The sequence below is a fragment of the Microbacterium sp. SZ1 genome, from assembly GCF_002362255.1.
Taxonomy (GTDB): Bacteria; Actinomycetota; Actinomycetes; order Actinomycetales; family Microbacteriaceae; genus Microbacterium.
On the sequence record NZ_LPVV01000002.1, the window covers coordinates 137,964 to 154,673 of the forward strand.

Sequence of the window (16,710 nt, forward strand, 5' to 3'; positions counted from 1 at the left end):
GGCTGACGCCCCGGCCCGCTTCGCTTTTCCCGCTGGGGCGTCATGCAGGAGATCGCACGCTGTGCAGGAGCATCCGCCGTATCCGGTCCTGCAGTGCGTGCGTTCTCCGTCGTCACGCGCGCGGCGCACTCGCAGGTCAGCCGATGACGGGCGGGATCTCCGACCAGGCGATCCGCTCGTCGGTCGACGGCGCGGCGGGGATGCGCCCTGCGCCGTCCGGTTCCGGGATCGCCGCGAGCAGTGCCCGGGTGTACGGATGCTGCGGCGCCGCCCACACGCGATCGGTCGGCCCCGACTCCAGGACGCGCCCCGCGTACATGACGAAGGTGCGGTCGGCGATGCGGCGGACCACCGCGAGGTCGTGCGAGATGAACAGCATCCCGGCACCGGCCTCGGCGACGAGGTCGCGCATGAGTCCGGCGACGCTGGTCTGCGTCGAGGCGTCGAGCGCCGAGATCGGCTCATCGGCCACGAGCAGCGACGGCCGCGCGGCAAGCGCCCTGGCGATCGCGATGCGCTGCTTCTGTCCGCCCGAGAACTGGTGCGGGAACCGGGTCGCCACCTGCGCCGGCAGTCCGACCCGTTCGAGCCACTCCTCGACGCGCGGGCCCTCGGCGCCGCGCGCGCGGGCGGTCGCGATGCCGTCGGCGATCTGGTCGCCCACCCGGCGGCGCGGGTTCAGCGATGTCGAAGGGTCCTGGAACACCATCTGGATGCCGGTCAGCGCGAGCTTGCGGCGACGGATGCCGAGGGGAGTGACCGGCGCATCACGGAACCGCACCTCTCCGGCCGCGATCCTCTCGATGCCGACGACCGCGCGGGCGAGGCTGGACTTGCCGCTGCCGGACTCGCCGACCAGCGCCACGGTCTCGCCCGGAGCCACCTGCATCGACACCTGGTCGACGGCCACGACCGGCGGATTGCCGGGGTAGCGCACGACCACGCCCTGCGCGTCGAGCACGGAGACGTCACTCATCGGCATCCTCCTTCTCGACGATCACGGTCGGCGCGACCGGCTCGACCGGCTCGTGCGGCGCATCCTCGACCTTCGAGCCGGGAAGCGCGGCGAGCAGCGTGCGCGTGTACTCGTGCTGCGGGTCGCGGAACAGCGTCTCGCGGTCGGCGCGCTCGACGATCCGGCCGTCCTTCATGACGGCGACCTCGTCGGCGATCGCGCTCATCACGCCCAGGTCGTGCGTGACGAGCAGCACCGCGAGGTCGCGCTCAGTCGCGAGGTCGCGGAGCAGCTTGAGGATGCCGGCCTGCACCGTCACGTCGAGGGCCGTGGTCGGCTCGTCGGCGAGCAGCACCTCCGGATCGCAGGCGAGCGCGCACGCGATCGCGATGCGCTGGCGCTGACCGCCCGAGAACTGGTGCGGGTAGCGCTTCAGCGCAGCATCCGGATTCGGCACCTGCACGATCTCGAGCAGCTCGATCGCCCGTTTCTTCGCCGCGTCGCCGCGGAGGCCGAGGTGCACCCGCATGTGGTCGGTGAGCTGGCGGCCCACCGGCAGCTGCGGATGCAGCGACGCCGACGGGTCCTGGAAGATCATCGCGATGCGCTTCCCGCGGATGCGGTTGAAGCCGCGCCGACGGAGGCCGACGAGCTCCTCCCCCGCGAGGGTGATCGAGCCGCCGGTGCGGGCCTGTCGCGGCAGCAGTCCGAGCACCGCGAGCGAGGTGAGGGTCTTGCCCGAGCCGGATTCGCCGGCGAGTCCGTGGATGCGGCCGGCCCGCAGGTCGAGCGAGATGCCGTGCACGAGCGGGCGGCCGATCTCGATCGTCAGGTCGCGGATGCTCAGTGCCGGGGCTGCGGTGGAATCGCTCATGCTGCCGCTCCCTTCGCCGAGGCGACGTGGTCGGCCTGCTTCTCGTGCGTGACCTCGGCCGTCGGGTCGAGCACGTCGCGCATCGCGTCGCCGAGGAAGTTGAAGGCCAGCACGACCGTGAGGATCGCGAGACCGGGGAAGACGCCGAGCCACCAGGCGTCGAAGTTCTGCATCGCGGCGGAGATCATCGATCCCCACTCCGCCGTCGGCGGTTGCGCGCCGAGGCCAAGGAACGACAGCCCCGAGAGCAGCAGGATCGCCGCGCCGATGTCGAGCGTCGCCAGCACGAGCATGGGTCCGGCGATGTTCGGGAGGATGTCGACGAACAGCGTGCGCACGGGCGAGTGACCGAGCAGACGCCCGGCGATGACGTAGTTCTGTCCGCGCAGGCCGAGGACGATGCTGCGGGTCACACGGGCGTACTGCGGCCACGACACAACGATCGCGGCGATCACGGCGTTGAACAGCGACGGGCCGAGCGATGCCGCGACCACCATCGCGAGGATCACGGTCGGGAACGCCATGAACAGGTCGGTGATGCGCATGAGCGTCTCGTCGACCGCGCGACCGAAGTACCCGGCGACCGCGCCGATCGTGGTGCCGATGATCATGGCGGCGATCACGAGCATGAGCGCGAGCGGAAGGCTGACGGTCGCGCCGGTCATGAGGCGCGAGAAGATGTCGCGTCCGTTGCCGTCGGTGCCGAGAAGCGTGTCGATGCCCGGCTCCTGCAGACGAGGGAGCACCTGGGCGTTCGGGCCGTACGGCACCCACCACTGGGCCGTGAAGGCGATGACGATCCAGGCGACGGCGATCACTGTGCCGATGACGCCGAGCGGCGTACGCCAGGCGCGCGGCCAGCGGAAGCGGAACCGCCAGGGTCCGGATGCCGAGTCGATGCGGCTCATGCGATCCTCACTCTCGGGTCCAGGACGCCGTAGAGCAGATCGACGACGAAGTTGATGAGGAGGTAGATGACGCCGACGACGAGACCGACGCCCATGATGCCGGGCAGGTCGAGGTTGGCGGCGGAGTTGTAGGCGTAGGTGCCGAGACCGGGCCACGCGAACACCGACTCGACGAGCACGGTGCCGGAGAGCAGCGATCCGAAGGCGACGCCCACGACGGTGAGGATCGGGAGCGAGGCGCCGCGGAGCACATAATCGAGGATCACGCGCATGGCGGGGAGGCCCTTGGCCCTCGCAGCGCGGACGTAGTCGCTGCCCAGCACCTCGAGCACCGATGTGCGGATGAACCGGGTGAGCAGACCGATCGTCACGAGCGACAGCACCATGACCGGCAGAGCGAGGTGCGCGAGGGCGTCGAAGAAGCCGACGCCGTCGCCGTTCAGGAGGTAGTCGACCGTGTACAGCCCCGTGATGCGGGGCGGTGGCGTGATCGATGGCGAGATGCGACCCGAGCCCGGGGCGATCCGCAGCTCGAGGAAGAAGACGTAGAAGCTCACGAGTGCAAGCCAGAAGGTCGGGACGCTGAGGCCGATGAGCGTCACGACCCGGATGACCTGGTCGGTCACGAGCCCGCGCCGGTAGGCGGCGAGCGTTCCGAGCACGATGCTGACGGCGAGGCTCAGGATGATCGCGCCGATCGCGATCTCGATCGTCGCCGGCACCGCGGTGGCGAGATCGCTGGTGACCGGTCGCCCGGTCACCAGCGATGTGCCGAGGTCCCCGCGGAGCAGGTTCCCCATGTAGATGACGTACTGCACGATCAACGGCTGGTCGAGTCCGTTCGCCTTGATGAAGGCCTCGCGCGTCGCCGGGTTCTGCGACGCGCCCTCACCGAGCGCGGCCGACACGGGGTCGCCCGGAACCAGGTTCGTGAGCGCGAAGGTCACGATCGTGACCCCCACGAGCAGGAGCAGGGAGGTGCCCACCCGGCGCAGCAGGTAGCCGACGAGCGGCGACCTGCGACGCTGCGCCTGGCGTTGCACGGCCACCGTCGTCATGCGTCAGAGCCCTCTCAGCCGGCGGGCTGGATCTCGGCGATGTCCATCTCCCACACCGAGTTGTACACGGCGCCGGAGACGGCATCCGCCGTGGCGATGTTGCGGCCGGGGACGATCAGCGGCACGAACGGACCCTCGGCCTGCATGGCCTCGGCGAACTCCGTGAACGCGGCGCTGCGCTGGTCCTCGTCGGTCGCGGCGGCCGCACCGGCGGCGATGCCCGCGATCTCGGGGTTCGCCTCGGCGGCCCAGCCCGCGCGCAGGCCGACCTTCAGCCCCGGAGCGAAGGGCAGGAAGTTCGCCGAGTCGGCGTAGTCGGGACCCCAGAACCACAGGCCGAAGCCCTCGGTGCCGTTGACGTACGCGTCGAGCTCGGTCGCGAACGGCGCCGGAGCGAGCTCGACCGTGATGCCGGCATCCTCGAGCTGCGCCTGCACGCGCTCGGCGAGCGGGGTGAACTCCACGCCGCCGACCGGGTAGTCGTTCGGGAACTGCAGCTTCAGGGTCTGACCGGTGTAGCCGGCCTCGGCAAGCGCGGCCTTCGACTTCTCGAGGTCCTGCTCCACGCCGGTGTCGAGGGCACCCTCGAATCCGGGCGGGATCACGCCGGTCGCCTGCACGGCGCCGGCGCCGGCGAGCTCGAGCAGTGCGTCGTAGTCGAGCGCGTAGCGGATCGCCTCGGCGATCTTGACGTTCGCGAGGTCGCCGGCCACGGCCGAGGACTGGTTCAGCAGCAGGAAGATCGTCTGGCCGGACGGCACCGAGTCGACCTGGAGGCCGTCGCCGAGACCCGAGACCTGGTCGCCGTTGAGGTCCATCGCGACCATGGAGTCGCCGCCCTTGAGGTTCGCGAGCTGGGTCGCGCTCTCCGACACGTTGCGCACGACGACGCGGTCGTAGCCGGCCTCTTCGTCGCCGTTGTACTCGTCGTTCTTCGTCAGCACGACCTGCGACGAGAGGTCGAGCGTGTCGAGCACGAACGGGCCGGATCCGGCGGACTCGCCGTCGAGGAAGCCCTGCGCCGAGTCGGAACCGTCGGTGGTGCCGCCGTTCTCCATCACGACGTCGGAGTTGACGATGCCGAGCGCCGGGTTCGCGAGGATCGCGGGCAGCTGCAGCAGCGGGGTCTCGGAGGTGATGCTGATGGTCTTGTCGTCGACCTCGGTGATGGTCAGGCCGCCGAGCAGGAAGTTCGGCTTGGCGTCCTCCATGCCCTGGATGCGCTGCAGCGTGAAGACGACGTCCTTCGCCTCGATCGGCGAGCCGTCGGAGAAGACGCGGTCGCCCTCGAGCGTGAAGGTGAACTCGGTCGCGGCGTCGTTCTGCTCCCAGGACGCGAGGCCGGGGACCGGGGTCGACACGTCGGAGCCCTCGAAGTCGACGAGCGTCTCGTAGAGCGCCTTCGCGATCATGTTGCCGGTCGGGTCGTAGGTGTGGCCCGGGTCGGCGGTCTCGATCGAGAACGCCGTGTCGATGACGAGCGACCCGGACGACGAGTTGCCATCGCTGTTGTTCGCGGAGTTTCCTCCGGAGCATCCTGCGAGCGCGAGGAGCGCGACCGCTCCGATCGCGATGACGGACGTGCTGCGACGTGACGACATGAGAGCCTCCAGAGGCGAGGAGTACATTCGGGTTCGGTCGATGCCGGGTGGACGACCGGTGAACAGATTCGCATCATATGGGACGATGTGTCCAGCGAGGATGCAACCGAACTCACGGTCTGTCCCACGACCTCGCACAGGAGGAGACATATGTCCAGCAAGAACAGCGATGCTTCGCAGCATTCTGGACGAAGTGCCACCCCTTTGGACGACACCGCATACAGAATCCTCAGCACGTTGCGCGATAACGGTCGCATCTCGATCGCCGCGCTGGCGGAGGAGGTCGGCATCTCCCGCGCCAACGCCTACACGCGAGTCGAGTCGCTGATGCAGGATGGCGTGATCACGGGGTTCAGCGCGACCGTGGATCAGGCCAAGGCGGGCCTCTCGATCGGAGCCCTCGTGTTCGTCACGGTGCACCCGCAGGCGTGGGCGTCGTTTCGCGATCGCGTCATGGAGATGCCCGACGTCGAATGGTGCGCCATCACGACGGGAGAGCACGACGCGATGCTGCTCATCCGCGCGGTCGACGTCAGCGGAGTCCACGAATTCTCGACCGGGGTCATCGCGCAGCTTCCCGAGGTGCGCACGGTCGTGAGCGTCGTCGTGCTCGACGAGGTCGTGCGGCGCTCGTACCTGCTGCCCACCGACCTCCCCGAGCGCGACCTGACGGCGCCGCTCGGGATGACACGGTGGACCCCGGCGTCCCCCGGCCGCGACGCTCTCCCGCCCCGCTGAGACCGCCCTCCCCCTCCGCGGTCGTTGAGCGAGCGAAGCGAGTTCGTGCGCGATCTCATCCGCCACGAGCGGGCCCGCACTCAGCTCCGTTCGCTGATCGTGGAGCTGCAGGAGCTATCAGGGCGCATCGCGCAGTTCCCCTCGATCGGATCACCCCGCTTCGCAGTCGAAACCGGCATCGAAGAACTGCGCGACCTCGCGCTGCGACGGTTCCCGTATGTCGTCTTCTACGGCGAAGACTCCGACGTGATGCGCATCCTCCGCGTCCGTCATCACAGCCACGACATCCCTGCAGAGCTGCGGGGCGGGTGACCGCGGGCGGGTCACCGCGTTTCGTCTCGCCGCGCTCGCTCACCGAGCGTCGGAGGCGACCTCTTCGCACACGCTCAGCTGGGGCAGCCCGTGCATCTCGTAGTGCTCGACGAGCCGGATGAGCCCGGCATCCGTCAGCTCGAGGTCGCTCTCGCCACTGCCGGTGACGACCGTTCCGTCGGCGACCAGCACGTGCACGAACGACACCCAGATGGTGTCGCCCGTGCGGGTCCCCACGAAGCGTCCGAAGGTCACGGTGTCGCCTGAGTAGTCGCCCCAGATCGCGCCGTCCTTCTCCCAGTAGACGAACTCGCTCGGCGACTCGGGATCGACGGCGGAGGTGGTCGACGACACCATGCGGAAACGTCGGCCGTCGAGGGAGGGAATGGTCGTCACAGGGGAGTTCACCCTCCGATTATGGGGTGGATCACGGGGCCGCTCGGCCACGGCACCCAGGCGTCTCCTGCCCGCTCGGAACGCGCCGGTCGGGCGAGACGAAACGCGCGGCGCTCCACGGCCGCCATCCGTTTCGTCTGGCGTCGCCCGTGCACGCCCCGGGTACCGTGGGTCGTATGCACTGGTTGCCCGACCCGTCCGCCGGCGCGTGGCTGCGCGAGCGGCTCGACGACCCGTGGAACTCCTCGATGCACTCGGTCGTCCCGCACGGGTACCCCGCGTACGCCCGCATCCTGCATCCGGCCTCCGTTCGTTCGCTCCCCGATCGCCCCGTGCCGACGGACGAGGAATGGGAGCGGATGCCGGAGGCCGAGCGGCGGCAACTCATCGACCGCCTCGTCGACTCCCCCGCCACCTGGGCCGAGACCGCCGAGGCGTTCGGCACCGTGCTGCATCCGCTCGCGCAGTGGCAGCGGATCGTGCGCACCCCGATCGACGGCGACTGGCGCAGCCGTATCGCGCCGGACGGTCGCGAGTTCACGGCGCCGATGGAGGGCGAGCTGCCGGCCGATGTCGTTGCCCGGGTCGCCGCCCACCTGCGCTCCGCGACGACCACACCCGAGGCCGGCGTCGCCGCCCTCTGGGAGGGGTTCGGCGGACTCCTCGGTCACTACGGTCACGCGCCGTCGCGGGCCTTCCTCACGCTCAGCGACGACCCGACCCATCAGGCGCTGCTCGACCGCAGCATGCACGACCCGTTCAACAACGTCTTCCGCAAGCCGACATGGCATGACGGGATCCTGTCGAAGGAGATCTCGGAGGCGCCCCGGTTCGAGACCCGCGACCGCGCGTATGTGCTGTTCTCGGCGGGCGTTGAGGAGTTCACCGACTCCGACTGGATCCTGCGTGCGCCGTGGCGCGACTTCTCCGGCGAGCAGCACGGGTTCCCGCCGAGCGCGCAGAGCCCGAGCATCCTCTGGCCCGAGGATCGGGCGTGGGTGCTGGTCAGCGAGATCGACTTCGATTCGACCGTCGTCGCAGGGTCGGCCGAGCTCGTGGCCGCGCTCTGCGCCGATCCCGCGCTCGAGGCCTTCCCCCTCCCGGAAGGGGCGGACCTGCACTGGGACGCCGACGACGTGAATCGGTAGTCGACGGCATTCGGGGCCGTCCACCCACGACGATGTCGGTGCCCGCGCCTACCTTCGGAGTGTGGCGGAGCCGGTGCAGCAGTGGTGGGCGAGAAGGCAGTTCTCGCGCGGCCGCGACGTGCCTTACGAGGTGGGGGCCTTCCGTGCCGGCTGGGCCGCGTACCCCGAGCTGATCCGCCAGTACCACCCGGAGCTCAACCATGGCGTGACGCTGTCGCAGATCCCCCTCGCCGCCGACGTGCTGCTGTGCTGGGAGTGCGCAGTCGGCCATCGCTTCGCTGCGACGCCCACCGAGCAGCGCGAGCGACCGGGACGCGTACGTCGGCGCTCGGCATGGTGTCCGGAATGCTCCACCCTGGCGCGGCCCCAGCCCGTGATCCTCGGCGAGGCGCGCGCGATCCCGCGAGCGCCTCGCCGGCGCGCACCGGAGCTGTGCACCAAGACGCCCGACCTCGCGTCGGGCACCGCGTTCCTCAGCGTGTGCGCGCCGAAGCCGGCATCCGCCGCCGAGGCTGCACTGCGGGCAGGGCTCACCGACCGGCTGCTCTTCGACACCGGAGTCAACGCGGTCAAGGTGTCGCGGCCCTTCTTCCGGCACACCGAGGTGTGGCCCGACATCGTGATCCCCGAACTGCGCATCGCCGTCGAGTACGACACGGTCGGGCGCCACGGACTCGAGCACGTCGGCAAGCGTGAGGATGCCGATCGGCGCAAGGACCGGGCGCTGCGCGCGGCCGGATGGGAGGTCGTGCGGATCCGTACGGGAGCGCTCGAGCCGATCGGCCCGTTCGATCTGCGGATGTCGTCGGTCGGTGTGCGCGGAATCACGCGTCTGCTCGACGCCTTCCGCGGCATCCGCGGCGAACTGCTCGTCGACGCCTACCTGCGGTGATCGACGCCACAGGTGTGGGGGTGGGTGCTGGATTGGGGATCAGCTGCCCACCCCATCCCCCCTCGGGATCGGAAGAGCTGGGGACCCTTCCGCAGGACGGCGAAGCCGTCGGACGCGTGGTCGGCTGGGGACCGACATATCAACGCGTACACGAAAATGGTATCCCGGCGAACGTTGCACGGGATTGCGAGCGTCGATACCCGTGGTGAGTATGACGGAACAGTTCGAGTTCGCTGCCGGAACGGCGGCATTCCTGCGATTTCCGCACGTTACGAGCCTGCGTGTCAGGCCGCGCTCCAGGCCCTCTGCAGTCGCGCGAGCACTCGGTCCAGCGTTTCCCACGCGTCCGATTCCCGCATCGCCGCGCCGATGCGCTGTGCGTTCGCGCGATAGGTCGGATCGCCGAGAACGCGCGCGACCGCCGCCCCCACCTGAGCGGGATCCACCGTGCGAGCCCGCAAGTCGATTCCCGTCCGTGACCACCCCACACGGGCGCACACCTCGACCTTGTCCTCGGTCTGCCCGGCGACGACGAGAGGAACGCCGAAGCCGAGAGCCTGCTGCACTCCCCCGTAGCCGCCGTTGGTGACCAGGACGTCGACCATCGGCAGCAGCCGGTCGTACGGGAGGTAGGAAGCGACTCTCACGTTGCCAGGCAGGTCGGCCGGCAGCGCGTCGACCGGGCGGCCGCCCGTGGAGACGACCACCAGAACATCATCCGCGGCGAGCGCCCTGATCGTCGGAAGCACGAGCTGCTCGAAGTCGGAGTTCGCGACCGTGCCCTGGGTCACGTGAACGACGGGTCGGACGCCGTCGAGATCGCCCCACCACTCGGGCAGCACCTGATCTGTCGACGGCGCCGGCAGCGGGCCCGCGAAGTGCACGGTCGCGGGGAGGTCCGAGCGCGTGTACTCGAACTGGGGCACCGTGAACTGCACGTAGGCGTCGGCGTGCCCCGCCCAATCGAGGATGAAACCGCCGAGCGGACGCCCGACCACGCGCCGCGCCATCTCGTCGGCCTCGCGCTGCACCCGCCGGAAGATGCCCTTCTCGGCCATCGTGCGCAGGGCGGCGTTGCGCAGACGACCGAGCGGACCCGCGAGCGGCGGGATGCCGAGACCGAACGGGGCGACATCGCGACTGCGCGCCCCGAGCGGGAAGATCCCGAGCACGACGACGGGCGGGCGCTCGGCGGCGGGAAGGAGCCGCAGCAGTGCGGCCCCGATGAAGAGGGGCTCGGTGAGCACGGCGTCGAACCGCGACGTATCGAGCTCCGTTCTGACGGCGGAGAGTTGAGCTACGCCCGGGTGGATGAACAGGTTCGCCATGTCGAAGCGGATCGCGGCGGGTCCGGTCAGGCTCGCTCGCTCGGGGAAGGTGCCGTTCGGGTCGTCGAGGTCGACGTCTGCGTCGCGCGGAAGGGCCACGAACCGCGCACCGGCCGCACGCACACGGTGCTCGTACCGCGCGCTCGTCAGGAACACGACCTCGTCGCCGCGATCGATCAGATGGCGCGCGACCTGCAACAGCGGCACGACATGGCCGTGCGCGGGAGTGCACGTGAAGAGGTAGCGCGACATGACGGGCCTTTCCGTAGGATCGAATGTACTCGTGAAGTATTCATCACCATGTGAGGAAAGTCAATGCCTGCGGAGACCCGCGCCTATCGATCCGAGCTGAGGGCGCGTCAGGCCCGCGAGACCCGAGCACGCATCATCGCGGCCTCGGCGCGCCTCTTCGCCACGCACGGCTACCAGGCGACGACGATCGCCGCGATCGGCCGCGAGGCCGGCGTCTCGACCGAGACGGTGAAGACCACGGCGTCGAAGGCCGAGCTGCTGCTCGCCGCCTTCGAGGTCACCTTCTCCGGATCCGAGGCCGCAGAATCGCTCACCGACACGGAGGTCGCCGCCGGCGTGCTCGACCTGCCGGACGATGCCTTCCTCGACGCCGTGCTCACGCAGATCTCGACGGCGAACGCCCGCGGGCACGCCCTCTGGACCGTGCTCCTCGGCGCCGCCCTCTCCGACCCGGTCGTCGACGAGGCGCTGCAGGGCATTCTCGCCCACCGCCGCGCCGACCTCGCGCGGCTCGTCGACGAGCTGACGCGGCGCGGCATCGCACAGGACCTCGACGATCCGGATGCCGCGGCGGCGGCGATCTCGTTCCTCATCTCCCCCGAGAGCTACCAGCAGCTGGTGGCGCAGTCCGGCTGGACCGAGGAGCGCTACGGATCCTGGTTGCGAGCGGCCGTGCTCGCCCAGATCACCCGCTGAGACCGAAGTACGCGAGCTCGGCCTCGTTCAGCATCCGCGAACGGATGAGGAACCGCATTCCCGTCGGTCCCTCCACGCTGAACCCCGCACCGCGCCCGGGCACGACGTCGATGGTCAGGTGCGTGTACTTCCAGTACTCGAACTGCGACTCCGACATGTAGACCTCGACCGGCGCCTCGAGCCCCACGTCCAGCACCCCCAGCAGGACGTCGCTCGGTCCGGTGAGGAACATGCCCACCGGGTAGCACATGGGCGACGACCCGTCGCAGCATCCGCCCGACTGATGGAACATCAGCGGACCGTGCTGCGCCGCGAGGTCGCGGATGAGGGATGCCGCAGCATCCGTCACCGCGACCCGCGGGTACGTGCCGATGCTCACCATCAGAAGAAGCCCATCGGACCCTCCGCGTACGACACGAGGAGGTTCTTCGTCTGCTGGTAGTGGTCGAGCATCATCTTGTGGTTCTCGCGACCCACGCCCGACTGCTTGTACCCGCCGAACGCCGCGTGCGCGGGGTACTGGTGGTACGTGTTGGTCCAGACTCGGCCGGCCTCGATGGCGCGTCCCGCTCGATAAGCGATGTCGCCGCTGCGGCTCCAGACGCCGGCACCCAGACCGTAGAGCGTGTCGTTCGCGATCGAGATGGCATCGTCGTAGTCGTCGAACGAGGTGACGGAGAGCACGGGCCCGAAGATCTCCTCCTGGAAGATGCGCATGTCGTTCGTGCCCTCGAACACCGTCGGCGCGACGTAGAAGCCCTCGCTGAGGTCGCCGCCGAGGTCGACCCGCTCGCCTCCGGTGAGCAGACGCGCGCCGCCCTGCTTTCCGATGTCGATGTAGCTGAGGATCTTCTCCAGCTGATCGTTGGACGCCTGAGCGCCGATCATCGTGGCGGGGTCGAGCGGGTTTCCCTGCAGGACCTTACCGACCCGGTCGAGTCCGTCGGCGAGGAAGCCGTCGTAGATCGACCGCTGGATCAGCGCGCGCGACGGGCAGGTGCACACCTCGCCCTGGTTCAGCGCGAACATCGTGAAGCCCTCGAGCGCCTTGTCGTAGAAGGGGTCGCCGGTATCGCGTGCGACGTCTTCGAAGAACACGTTCGGGCTCTTGCCGCCGAGCTCCAGCGTCACCGGAATGAGGTTCTGCGACGCATACTGCATGATCAGGCGTCCGGTCGTCGTCTCGCCCGTGAACGCGACCTTGCGGATGCGCTTGTGCTGCGCCAGCGGCGCGCCGGCCTCGATGCCGAAGCCGTTCACGATGTTCACGACACCGGCGGGCAGCAGATCGCCGATGATGTCGAAGAGGAACAGGATGGATGCGGGCGTCTGCTCGGCCGGCTTGATGACGATGCAGTTGCCCGCGGCGAGCGCCGGCGCGAGCTTCCACACCGCCATGAGGATCGGGAAGTTCCAGGGGATGATCTGCCCGACGACGCCGAGCGGCTCGTGGAAGTGATACGCCACGGTGTTCTCGTCGAGCTGGCTGATGCCGCCCTCCTGCGCGCGCAGCACCCCGGCGAAGTAGCGGAAGTGGTCGATCGCGAGCGGGATGTCGGCGGCCAGCGTCTCGCGCACCGGCTTGCCGTTCTCCCAGGTCTCGGCGACGGCGATGCTCTCGAGATGCTGCTCGATGCGGTCGGCGATGCGGTTGAGGATGACCGAGCGTTCGGCCGGGCTGGTCTTGCCCCAGGTCGCGAAGGCCTTCCAGGCGACGTCGACCGCCCGGTCGATGTCCTCGGCCGTTCCGCGGGCGACCTCGGTGAAGGGCTTGCCGTTCACGGGACTGATGTTCTCGAAGTACTGCCCCTTCACGGGGTCGACCCACTCGCCGCCGATGTAATGCCCGTAGCGGGGGCGGTAGTCGGCGATCGATCCCGGCTGCCCCGGCGCGGCGTAGGCGGCGGATGCGGTGGACACGTCTTCTTCGACGATGGTCATCGGTGACTCCTTCGACGGGCCGCGCTTCGGTGCGGCGGCTGGTCCTCCGACGGTAGGTCGCCCGACGTTGCACCCCGATGCGCAACGTTGCAGGAGGTTGCGGGGCCGGATGGCCAGCGATCCCCGGCTGGACGGTCTTTCCCCGGCGTGTCCGCCGCCGGGCGGGGATCCTCCGGCCGGGCGAACCGTCAGCCCGCCTCGAGCCGCTCGATCCGCGTTACGAGCCCCGCCCGTTTCGGCGACCGCGCGGGCAGCATCTCGAGCGCGAGCCGCAGCGCCTCGGCATCCGTCTGTCCTTCGGGGATCTCGGCGTAGGCGAGGAGAACGTCGAGGCTCGCCTCCGACAGCATCGCCTCGCGCAGCGCCGCGCGCACCGTGTCGCGGAACTCCTCGACGCCGGGGGAGGTCGACTCCGGCAGCACCGGTCCGCGGTAGGCGGTCAGCGCGACGCGGTGCGCCCCTCGATCGAGCAGCGACAGCACGTCATGGGCGTCGGTCTCGAGAGCCACCGGCAGTCGGTACGGTCGCGACTCAGGCACGAGGCTCGGCGCGTGCTTCTCGAGCACCTTGCGGAGCCGTACCATCTCGGGCCGCAGCGTGTCGGGAGAGCCCTCGTCGCCGTAGACGAGCTCCGCGAGCCGCTCGGCCGACAGGCCCTGCCGGTGGGTGGCGAGCATGAGCAGGATCGCCGCATGGCGGGCGCTCAGCTCGATGACGGACTCCTCATGCTCGGACTCGGTCTCGAGCCGGGCCCGATCGCGACCAAGCACGTGCAGGGTGGCGCGCGTCGTGGGCCTGGCCCTGGTGGAGACGGGTGCCGGGCGCTGCGCCTCGGTCCGCTGCCGCAGCCGGGCGACGAGCAGCTCCGACTCCACGGCGCGCGCGGTGGCATCGACGAGCAGACGGGCCTGCGTCGACACGACCTCCACGCCCCCTGTGACGTCGATGACGCCGAGGACGCGCTGCGTCTCGGGGTCCCGCACGGGCGCGGCCGAGCACGACCACGGATGCACGAGGCGGTTGTAGTGCTCCGCGCCGCGGATCTGCACGGACTGCCCGAGCGCCAACGCGGTGCCCGGAGCGCTCGTGCCCACGGCATCCTCCGCCCAGTTCGCACCGGCCACGAACCCCATGCCGTCGGTCAGCGACTGCAGCTGCCGATCGCCCTCGATCCACAGCAGGCGTCCGGCCTGGTCGCCGACGGCGACGACGACGCCCGAGTCCTCCGCGGAGCCCGGCAGCAGCAGCGCACGGATCATGTCCATCGCCGAGGCGAGCGGATGCGCACGCCGATACTCCTCGAGCTCGTCGCTCATCAGGTCGATCGGCGGGGTCCCCTCGGGTCCGACGCGGCCGCGCCACGATCGCACCCACGACTCACGGACGAGAGGACGGACCGACTGCAGCCGGTGGTCGTCGAGGTTGCCGGCGATCAGCTCTTCATGCGCGCGCTCGATGAGGAGTCGCGAGACCTCGGGTCCCTCGCGCGACGCCTGCCACGACGCAACCACAGCGTCTCCCATCGTCGGTGGAGCGTGGTCTCAGCATACGAGCCGGGTATCGCGGGCGAAACGGCTACTTCGCGCGGTGTGGTGAGGTGTTCGCGGAACGGATGCAGGTCGGCTGCCCGGATGCAGGTCGAAACGGCCGGATCCGGCATGCATCCGTGTTCCCGACATGCAGATGGGTTCGATCGAACGTGGGATGCCGTGCAGCTCAGCCCCGCGCGGCCCACCACTCGCGGAGGCGCTGCTCGGCGGCATCCGTCCCGATGACGCCCTCGTCGAGGCGCAGCTCGAGCAGGAAGCGATAGGCCTCGCCGACCTCGCGACCCGGACGGATGCCGAGCACCTCCTGGATGCGGTTGCCGTCGAGCTCTGGACGGATGGAGTCGAGCTCTTCCTGCTCGCGGAGCGCAGAGATGCGCGCCTCGATGTCGTCGTAGGCCGAGGCGAGCCGCGACGCCTTGCGCTTGTTGCGCGTGGTGACGTCGGCGCGGGTGAGGATGTGCAGGCGCTCGAGCTCGTCGCCGGCGTCGCGCACGTAGCGCCGCACCGCGGCATCCGTCCACGCGCCCTCGGCGTATCCGAAGAACCGCAGGTGCAGCTCGATGAGCGTCGCGACGGTGTCGGTGGTGGCCGTGTCGAAGCGCAGGGCCTGCAGACGCTTACGCGCCATGCGGGATCCGACGACGTCGTGGTGGTGGAACGTCACCGCTCCCCCGTCCTCGAGCTTGCGGGTGCGCGGCTTGCCGATGTCGTGCAGGAGCGCGGCGATGCGCAGCGGCACGTCGGCCCCGGCGCCGGGGTGGCGCGAGTGCTCGAGCTGGATCGCCTGCCGCAGCACGGTGAGCGAGTGCTCGTAGACGTCCTTGTGATGGTGGTGCTCGTCGACCTCGAGGCGCAGTGCGCTGATCTCGGGCAGGAACTCGTCGACGAGCCCGGTGTCGACCAGAACTCGGATGCCGCGCACGGGATCGTCGGTCTGCATGAGGCGCACCAGCTCGGACTGGATACGTTCGGGGCTCACGATCGAGAGGGTTCCGCGCAGCTGCTCGATCGCCGCGGTCGTCGCCTCGTCGATCGCGAACCCGAGCTGGGCGCTGAACCGCGCACCGCGCAGCATCCGCAGCGGGTCGTCGCCGAATGACACCTGCGGATCGGCGGGCGTGCGCAGCACTCCGGCGACGAGGTCCTCGACGCCGCCCGTCGGGTCGATCAGCTTCACCGCCGGCACCTGCAGCGCCATCGCGTTCACCGTGAAGTCGCGGCGGATGAGGTCGCCGTCGATGGTGTCGCCGAACTCGACGGTCGGCTTGCGCGTGACGCCGTCGTAGCTGTCGGCGCGATAGGTCGTGATCTCGACCTGCTCGCCCCGCACGCGGGCGCCGATAGTGCCGAACGCACGGCCGATGTCCCACTGCGCCGTCGACACCGGAGTGACGATGCGCAGGATGTCGTCGGGCAGCGCGTTCGTCGTGAAGTCGAGGTCGTGGGTCTCGCGTCCGAGGATCGCGTCGCGCACCGGACCGCCCACGACGGCCAGGTCGAACCCCGCTGCGGCGAATGCGTCGGCGAGGGTGCGGACCACCGGATTCTCGGCGAGCGCGCCGAGCCGGGCGAGGCCGTCGGCCATGTTGAGCATGGGTTCCAGCGTACCGGGGGGACTTCCGGGGCTGGAAAACCCAGACCCCCGTCGTGGAGGGCGGCGTGGCGGACCGAGACACGCCGGGTGGATGCCGTGTGCTCTCCGTTTTCCGGTCGGCTCCCGCCCTGCGGCTCAGAACAGAGGGTTCTCGCCCCTCGCCTGCGCGACCGCCGCAGCTCTGGTTCGGATGAGGCGCAGCAGCAGGGCGCTCAGCACGAAGCCGCCGACCAGCGCGATCGCCATGAGCACCCACACGCCGATCTCGGGGTCGATCACGCCCAAGCCGTAGATCAGCACGACGCCCAGCAACAGGATCGGTCCCTCGACCAGCGCGAACGTCACGAACAGGCGCGTCTGCTTCGCCAGGTACTCCTTCTCCACCGCTCGCACCCGTGCACCGATCGACGAATCCCCCGCGTAGCTCATGCCCTCACCGTAGCGAAGGGCGGGTGCGCTCGCACGCG

General features: G+C 69.7%; 17 protein-coding genes. 5 read left to right on the top strand and 12 right to left on the bottom strand.

Going from position 1 to position 16,710, the window contains the following annotated elements:
- Positions 1 to 136: 136 nt before the first annotated feature.
- From AUC47_RS02015 to AUC47_RS02035, 5 genes are read right to left on the bottom strand one after another with little or no spacing between them, the layout of a single operon-like run.
- On the bottom strand, positions 137 to 976 hold the full coding sequence (locus AUC47_RS02015) for an ABC transporter ATP-binding protein (RefSeq protein WP_096713618.1): 840 nt from the start codon (positions 974 to 976) through the stop codon (positions 137 to 139).
- Positions 969 to 1,829: an ABC transporter ATP-binding protein gene (locus tag AUC47_RS02020; protein WP_096713568.1), complete on the bottom strand. Its 861-nt coding sequence runs from the start codon at positions 1,827 to 1,829 to the stop codon at positions 969 to 971. Before AUC47_RS02020 ends, AUC47_RS02015 begins: the two co-directional genes overlap by 8 nt.
- On the bottom strand, positions 1,826 to 2,737 hold the full coding sequence (locus AUC47_RS02025) for an ABC transporter permease (protein WP_096713569.1): 912 nt from the start codon (positions 2,735 to 2,737) through the stop codon (positions 1,826 to 1,828). The genes AUC47_RS02020 and AUC47_RS02025 overlap by 4 nt, the downstream gene beginning before the upstream one ends.
- Positions 2,734 to 3,795, bottom strand: a complete 1,062-nt coding sequence (locus tag AUC47_RS02030) for an ABC transporter permease (protein WP_096713570.1) — start codon at positions 3,793 to 3,795, stop codon at positions 2,734 to 2,736. Before AUC47_RS02030 ends, AUC47_RS02025 begins: the two co-directional genes overlap by 4 nt.
- A 14-nt stretch (positions 3,796 to 3,809) precedes the next feature.
- The gene (locus tag AUC47_RS02035) at positions 3,810 to 5,396 is read right to left on the bottom strand and encodes an ABC transporter substrate-binding protein (protein ID WP_096713571.1); all 1,587 of its coding nucleotides are present in this window, start codon (positions 5,394 to 5,396) and stop codon (positions 3,810 to 3,812) included.
- Between the two features lie 150 nt (positions 5,397 to 5,546).
- On the opposite strand from AUC47_RS02035, the gene AUC47_RS02040 reads away from it, so the two are divergent.
- Positions 5,547 to 6,134 (top strand): Lrp/AsnC family transcriptional regulator, encoded by a 588-nt coding sequence (locus tag AUC47_RS02040; RefSeq protein ID WP_256999403.1) that lies wholly within the window; start codon positions 5,547 to 5,549, stop codon positions 6,132 to 6,134.
- 45 nt (positions 6,135 to 6,179) lie between these two features.
- Positions 6,180 to 6,446 carry a type II toxin-antitoxin system RelE/ParE family toxin gene (locus AUC47_RS02045; RefSeq protein WP_256999404.1) on the top strand — a complete coding sequence of 89 codons (267 nt, stop codon included), beginning with the start codon at positions 6,180 to 6,182 and terminating at the stop codon, positions 6,444 to 6,446.
- A 39-nt stretch (positions 6,447 to 6,485) separates the two neighbouring features.
- On the opposite strand, the gene AUC47_RS02050 is transcribed toward AUC47_RS02045, so the two are convergent.
- On the bottom strand, positions 6,486 to 6,854 hold the full coding sequence (locus AUC47_RS02050) for a hypothetical protein (RefSeq protein ID WP_256999405.1): 369 nt from the start codon (positions 6,852 to 6,854) through the stop codon (positions 6,486 to 6,488).
- A 164-nt stretch (positions 6,855 to 7,018) separates the two neighbouring features.
- Between AUC47_RS02050 and AUC47_RS02055 the strand changes: the two genes are divergently transcribed.
- A complete protein-coding gene (locus AUC47_RS02055; protein ID WP_096713573.1) occupies positions 7,019 to 7,990 on the top strand; it encodes a hypothetical protein in 972 nt (323 codons plus the stop codon).
- A gap of 61 nt (positions 7,991 to 8,051) precedes the next feature.
- On the top strand, positions 8,052 to 8,882 hold the full coding sequence (locus AUC47_RS02060; RefSeq protein WP_143740686.1) for a zinc-ribbon domain-containing protein: 831 nt from the start codon (positions 8,052 to 8,054) through the stop codon (positions 8,880 to 8,882).
- Between the two features lie 284 nt (positions 8,883 to 9,166).
- Here AUC47_RS02060 and AUC47_RS02065 read toward each other — a convergent pair whose 3' ends face one another.
- The gene (locus AUC47_RS02065) at positions 9,167 to 10,462 is read right to left on the bottom strand and encodes a glycosyltransferase (RefSeq protein ID WP_096713574.1); all 1,296 of its coding nucleotides are present in this window, start codon (positions 10,460 to 10,462) and stop codon (positions 9,167 to 9,169) included.
- A 63-nt stretch (positions 10,463 to 10,525) separates the two neighbouring features.
- Here AUC47_RS02065 and AUC47_RS02070 point away from each other — a divergent pair, with 63 nt between their 5' ends.
- On the top strand, positions 10,526 to 11,158 hold the full coding sequence (locus AUC47_RS02070; protein ID WP_096713575.1) for a TetR/AcrR family transcriptional regulator: 633 nt from the start codon (positions 10,526 to 10,528) through the stop codon (positions 11,156 to 11,158).
- Here the strand turns inward: AUC47_RS02070 and AUC47_RS02075 are convergent.
- The 5 genes from AUC47_RS02075 to AUC47_RS02095 all read right to left on the bottom strand — a co-directional run bounded on the left by AUC47_RS02075 (position 11,148) and on the right by AUC47_RS02095 (position 16,672).
- Positions 11,148 to 11,540, bottom strand: a complete 393-nt coding sequence (locus tag AUC47_RS02075) for a DUF779 domain-containing protein (RefSeq protein ID WP_096713576.1) — start codon at positions 11,538 to 11,540, stop codon at positions 11,148 to 11,150. The two genes, AUC47_RS02070 and AUC47_RS02075, sit on opposite strands and share 11 nt — an antisense overlap.
- Positions 11,540 to 13,099 carry an acetaldehyde dehydrogenase ExaC gene (gene exaC, locus AUC47_RS02080; RefSeq protein ID WP_096713577.1) on the bottom strand — a complete coding sequence of 520 codons (1,560 nt, stop codon included), beginning with the start codon at positions 13,097 to 13,099 and terminating at the stop codon, positions 11,540 to 11,542. Before exaC ends, AUC47_RS02075 begins: the two co-directional genes overlap by 1 nt.
- Positions 13,100 to 13,287: 188 nt before the next feature.
- A complete protein-coding gene (locus tag AUC47_RS02085) occupies positions 13,288 to 14,622 on the bottom strand; it encodes a GAF domain-containing protein (protein ID WP_096713578.1) in 1,335 nt (444 codons plus the stop codon).
- Between the two features lie 193 nt (positions 14,623 to 14,815).
- Entirely contained in the window at positions 14,816 to 16,243 is a 1,428-nt protein-coding gene (locus AUC47_RS02090) for a CCA tRNA nucleotidyltransferase (RefSeq protein WP_096713579.1), read from the bottom strand.
- 135 nt (positions 16,244 to 16,378) lie between these two features.
- Entirely contained in the window at positions 16,379 to 16,672 is a 294-nt protein-coding gene (locus AUC47_RS02095; protein WP_096713580.1) for a DUF4229 domain-containing protein, read from the bottom strand.
- Between the last annotated feature and the right edge of the window lie 38 nt (positions 16,673 to 16,710).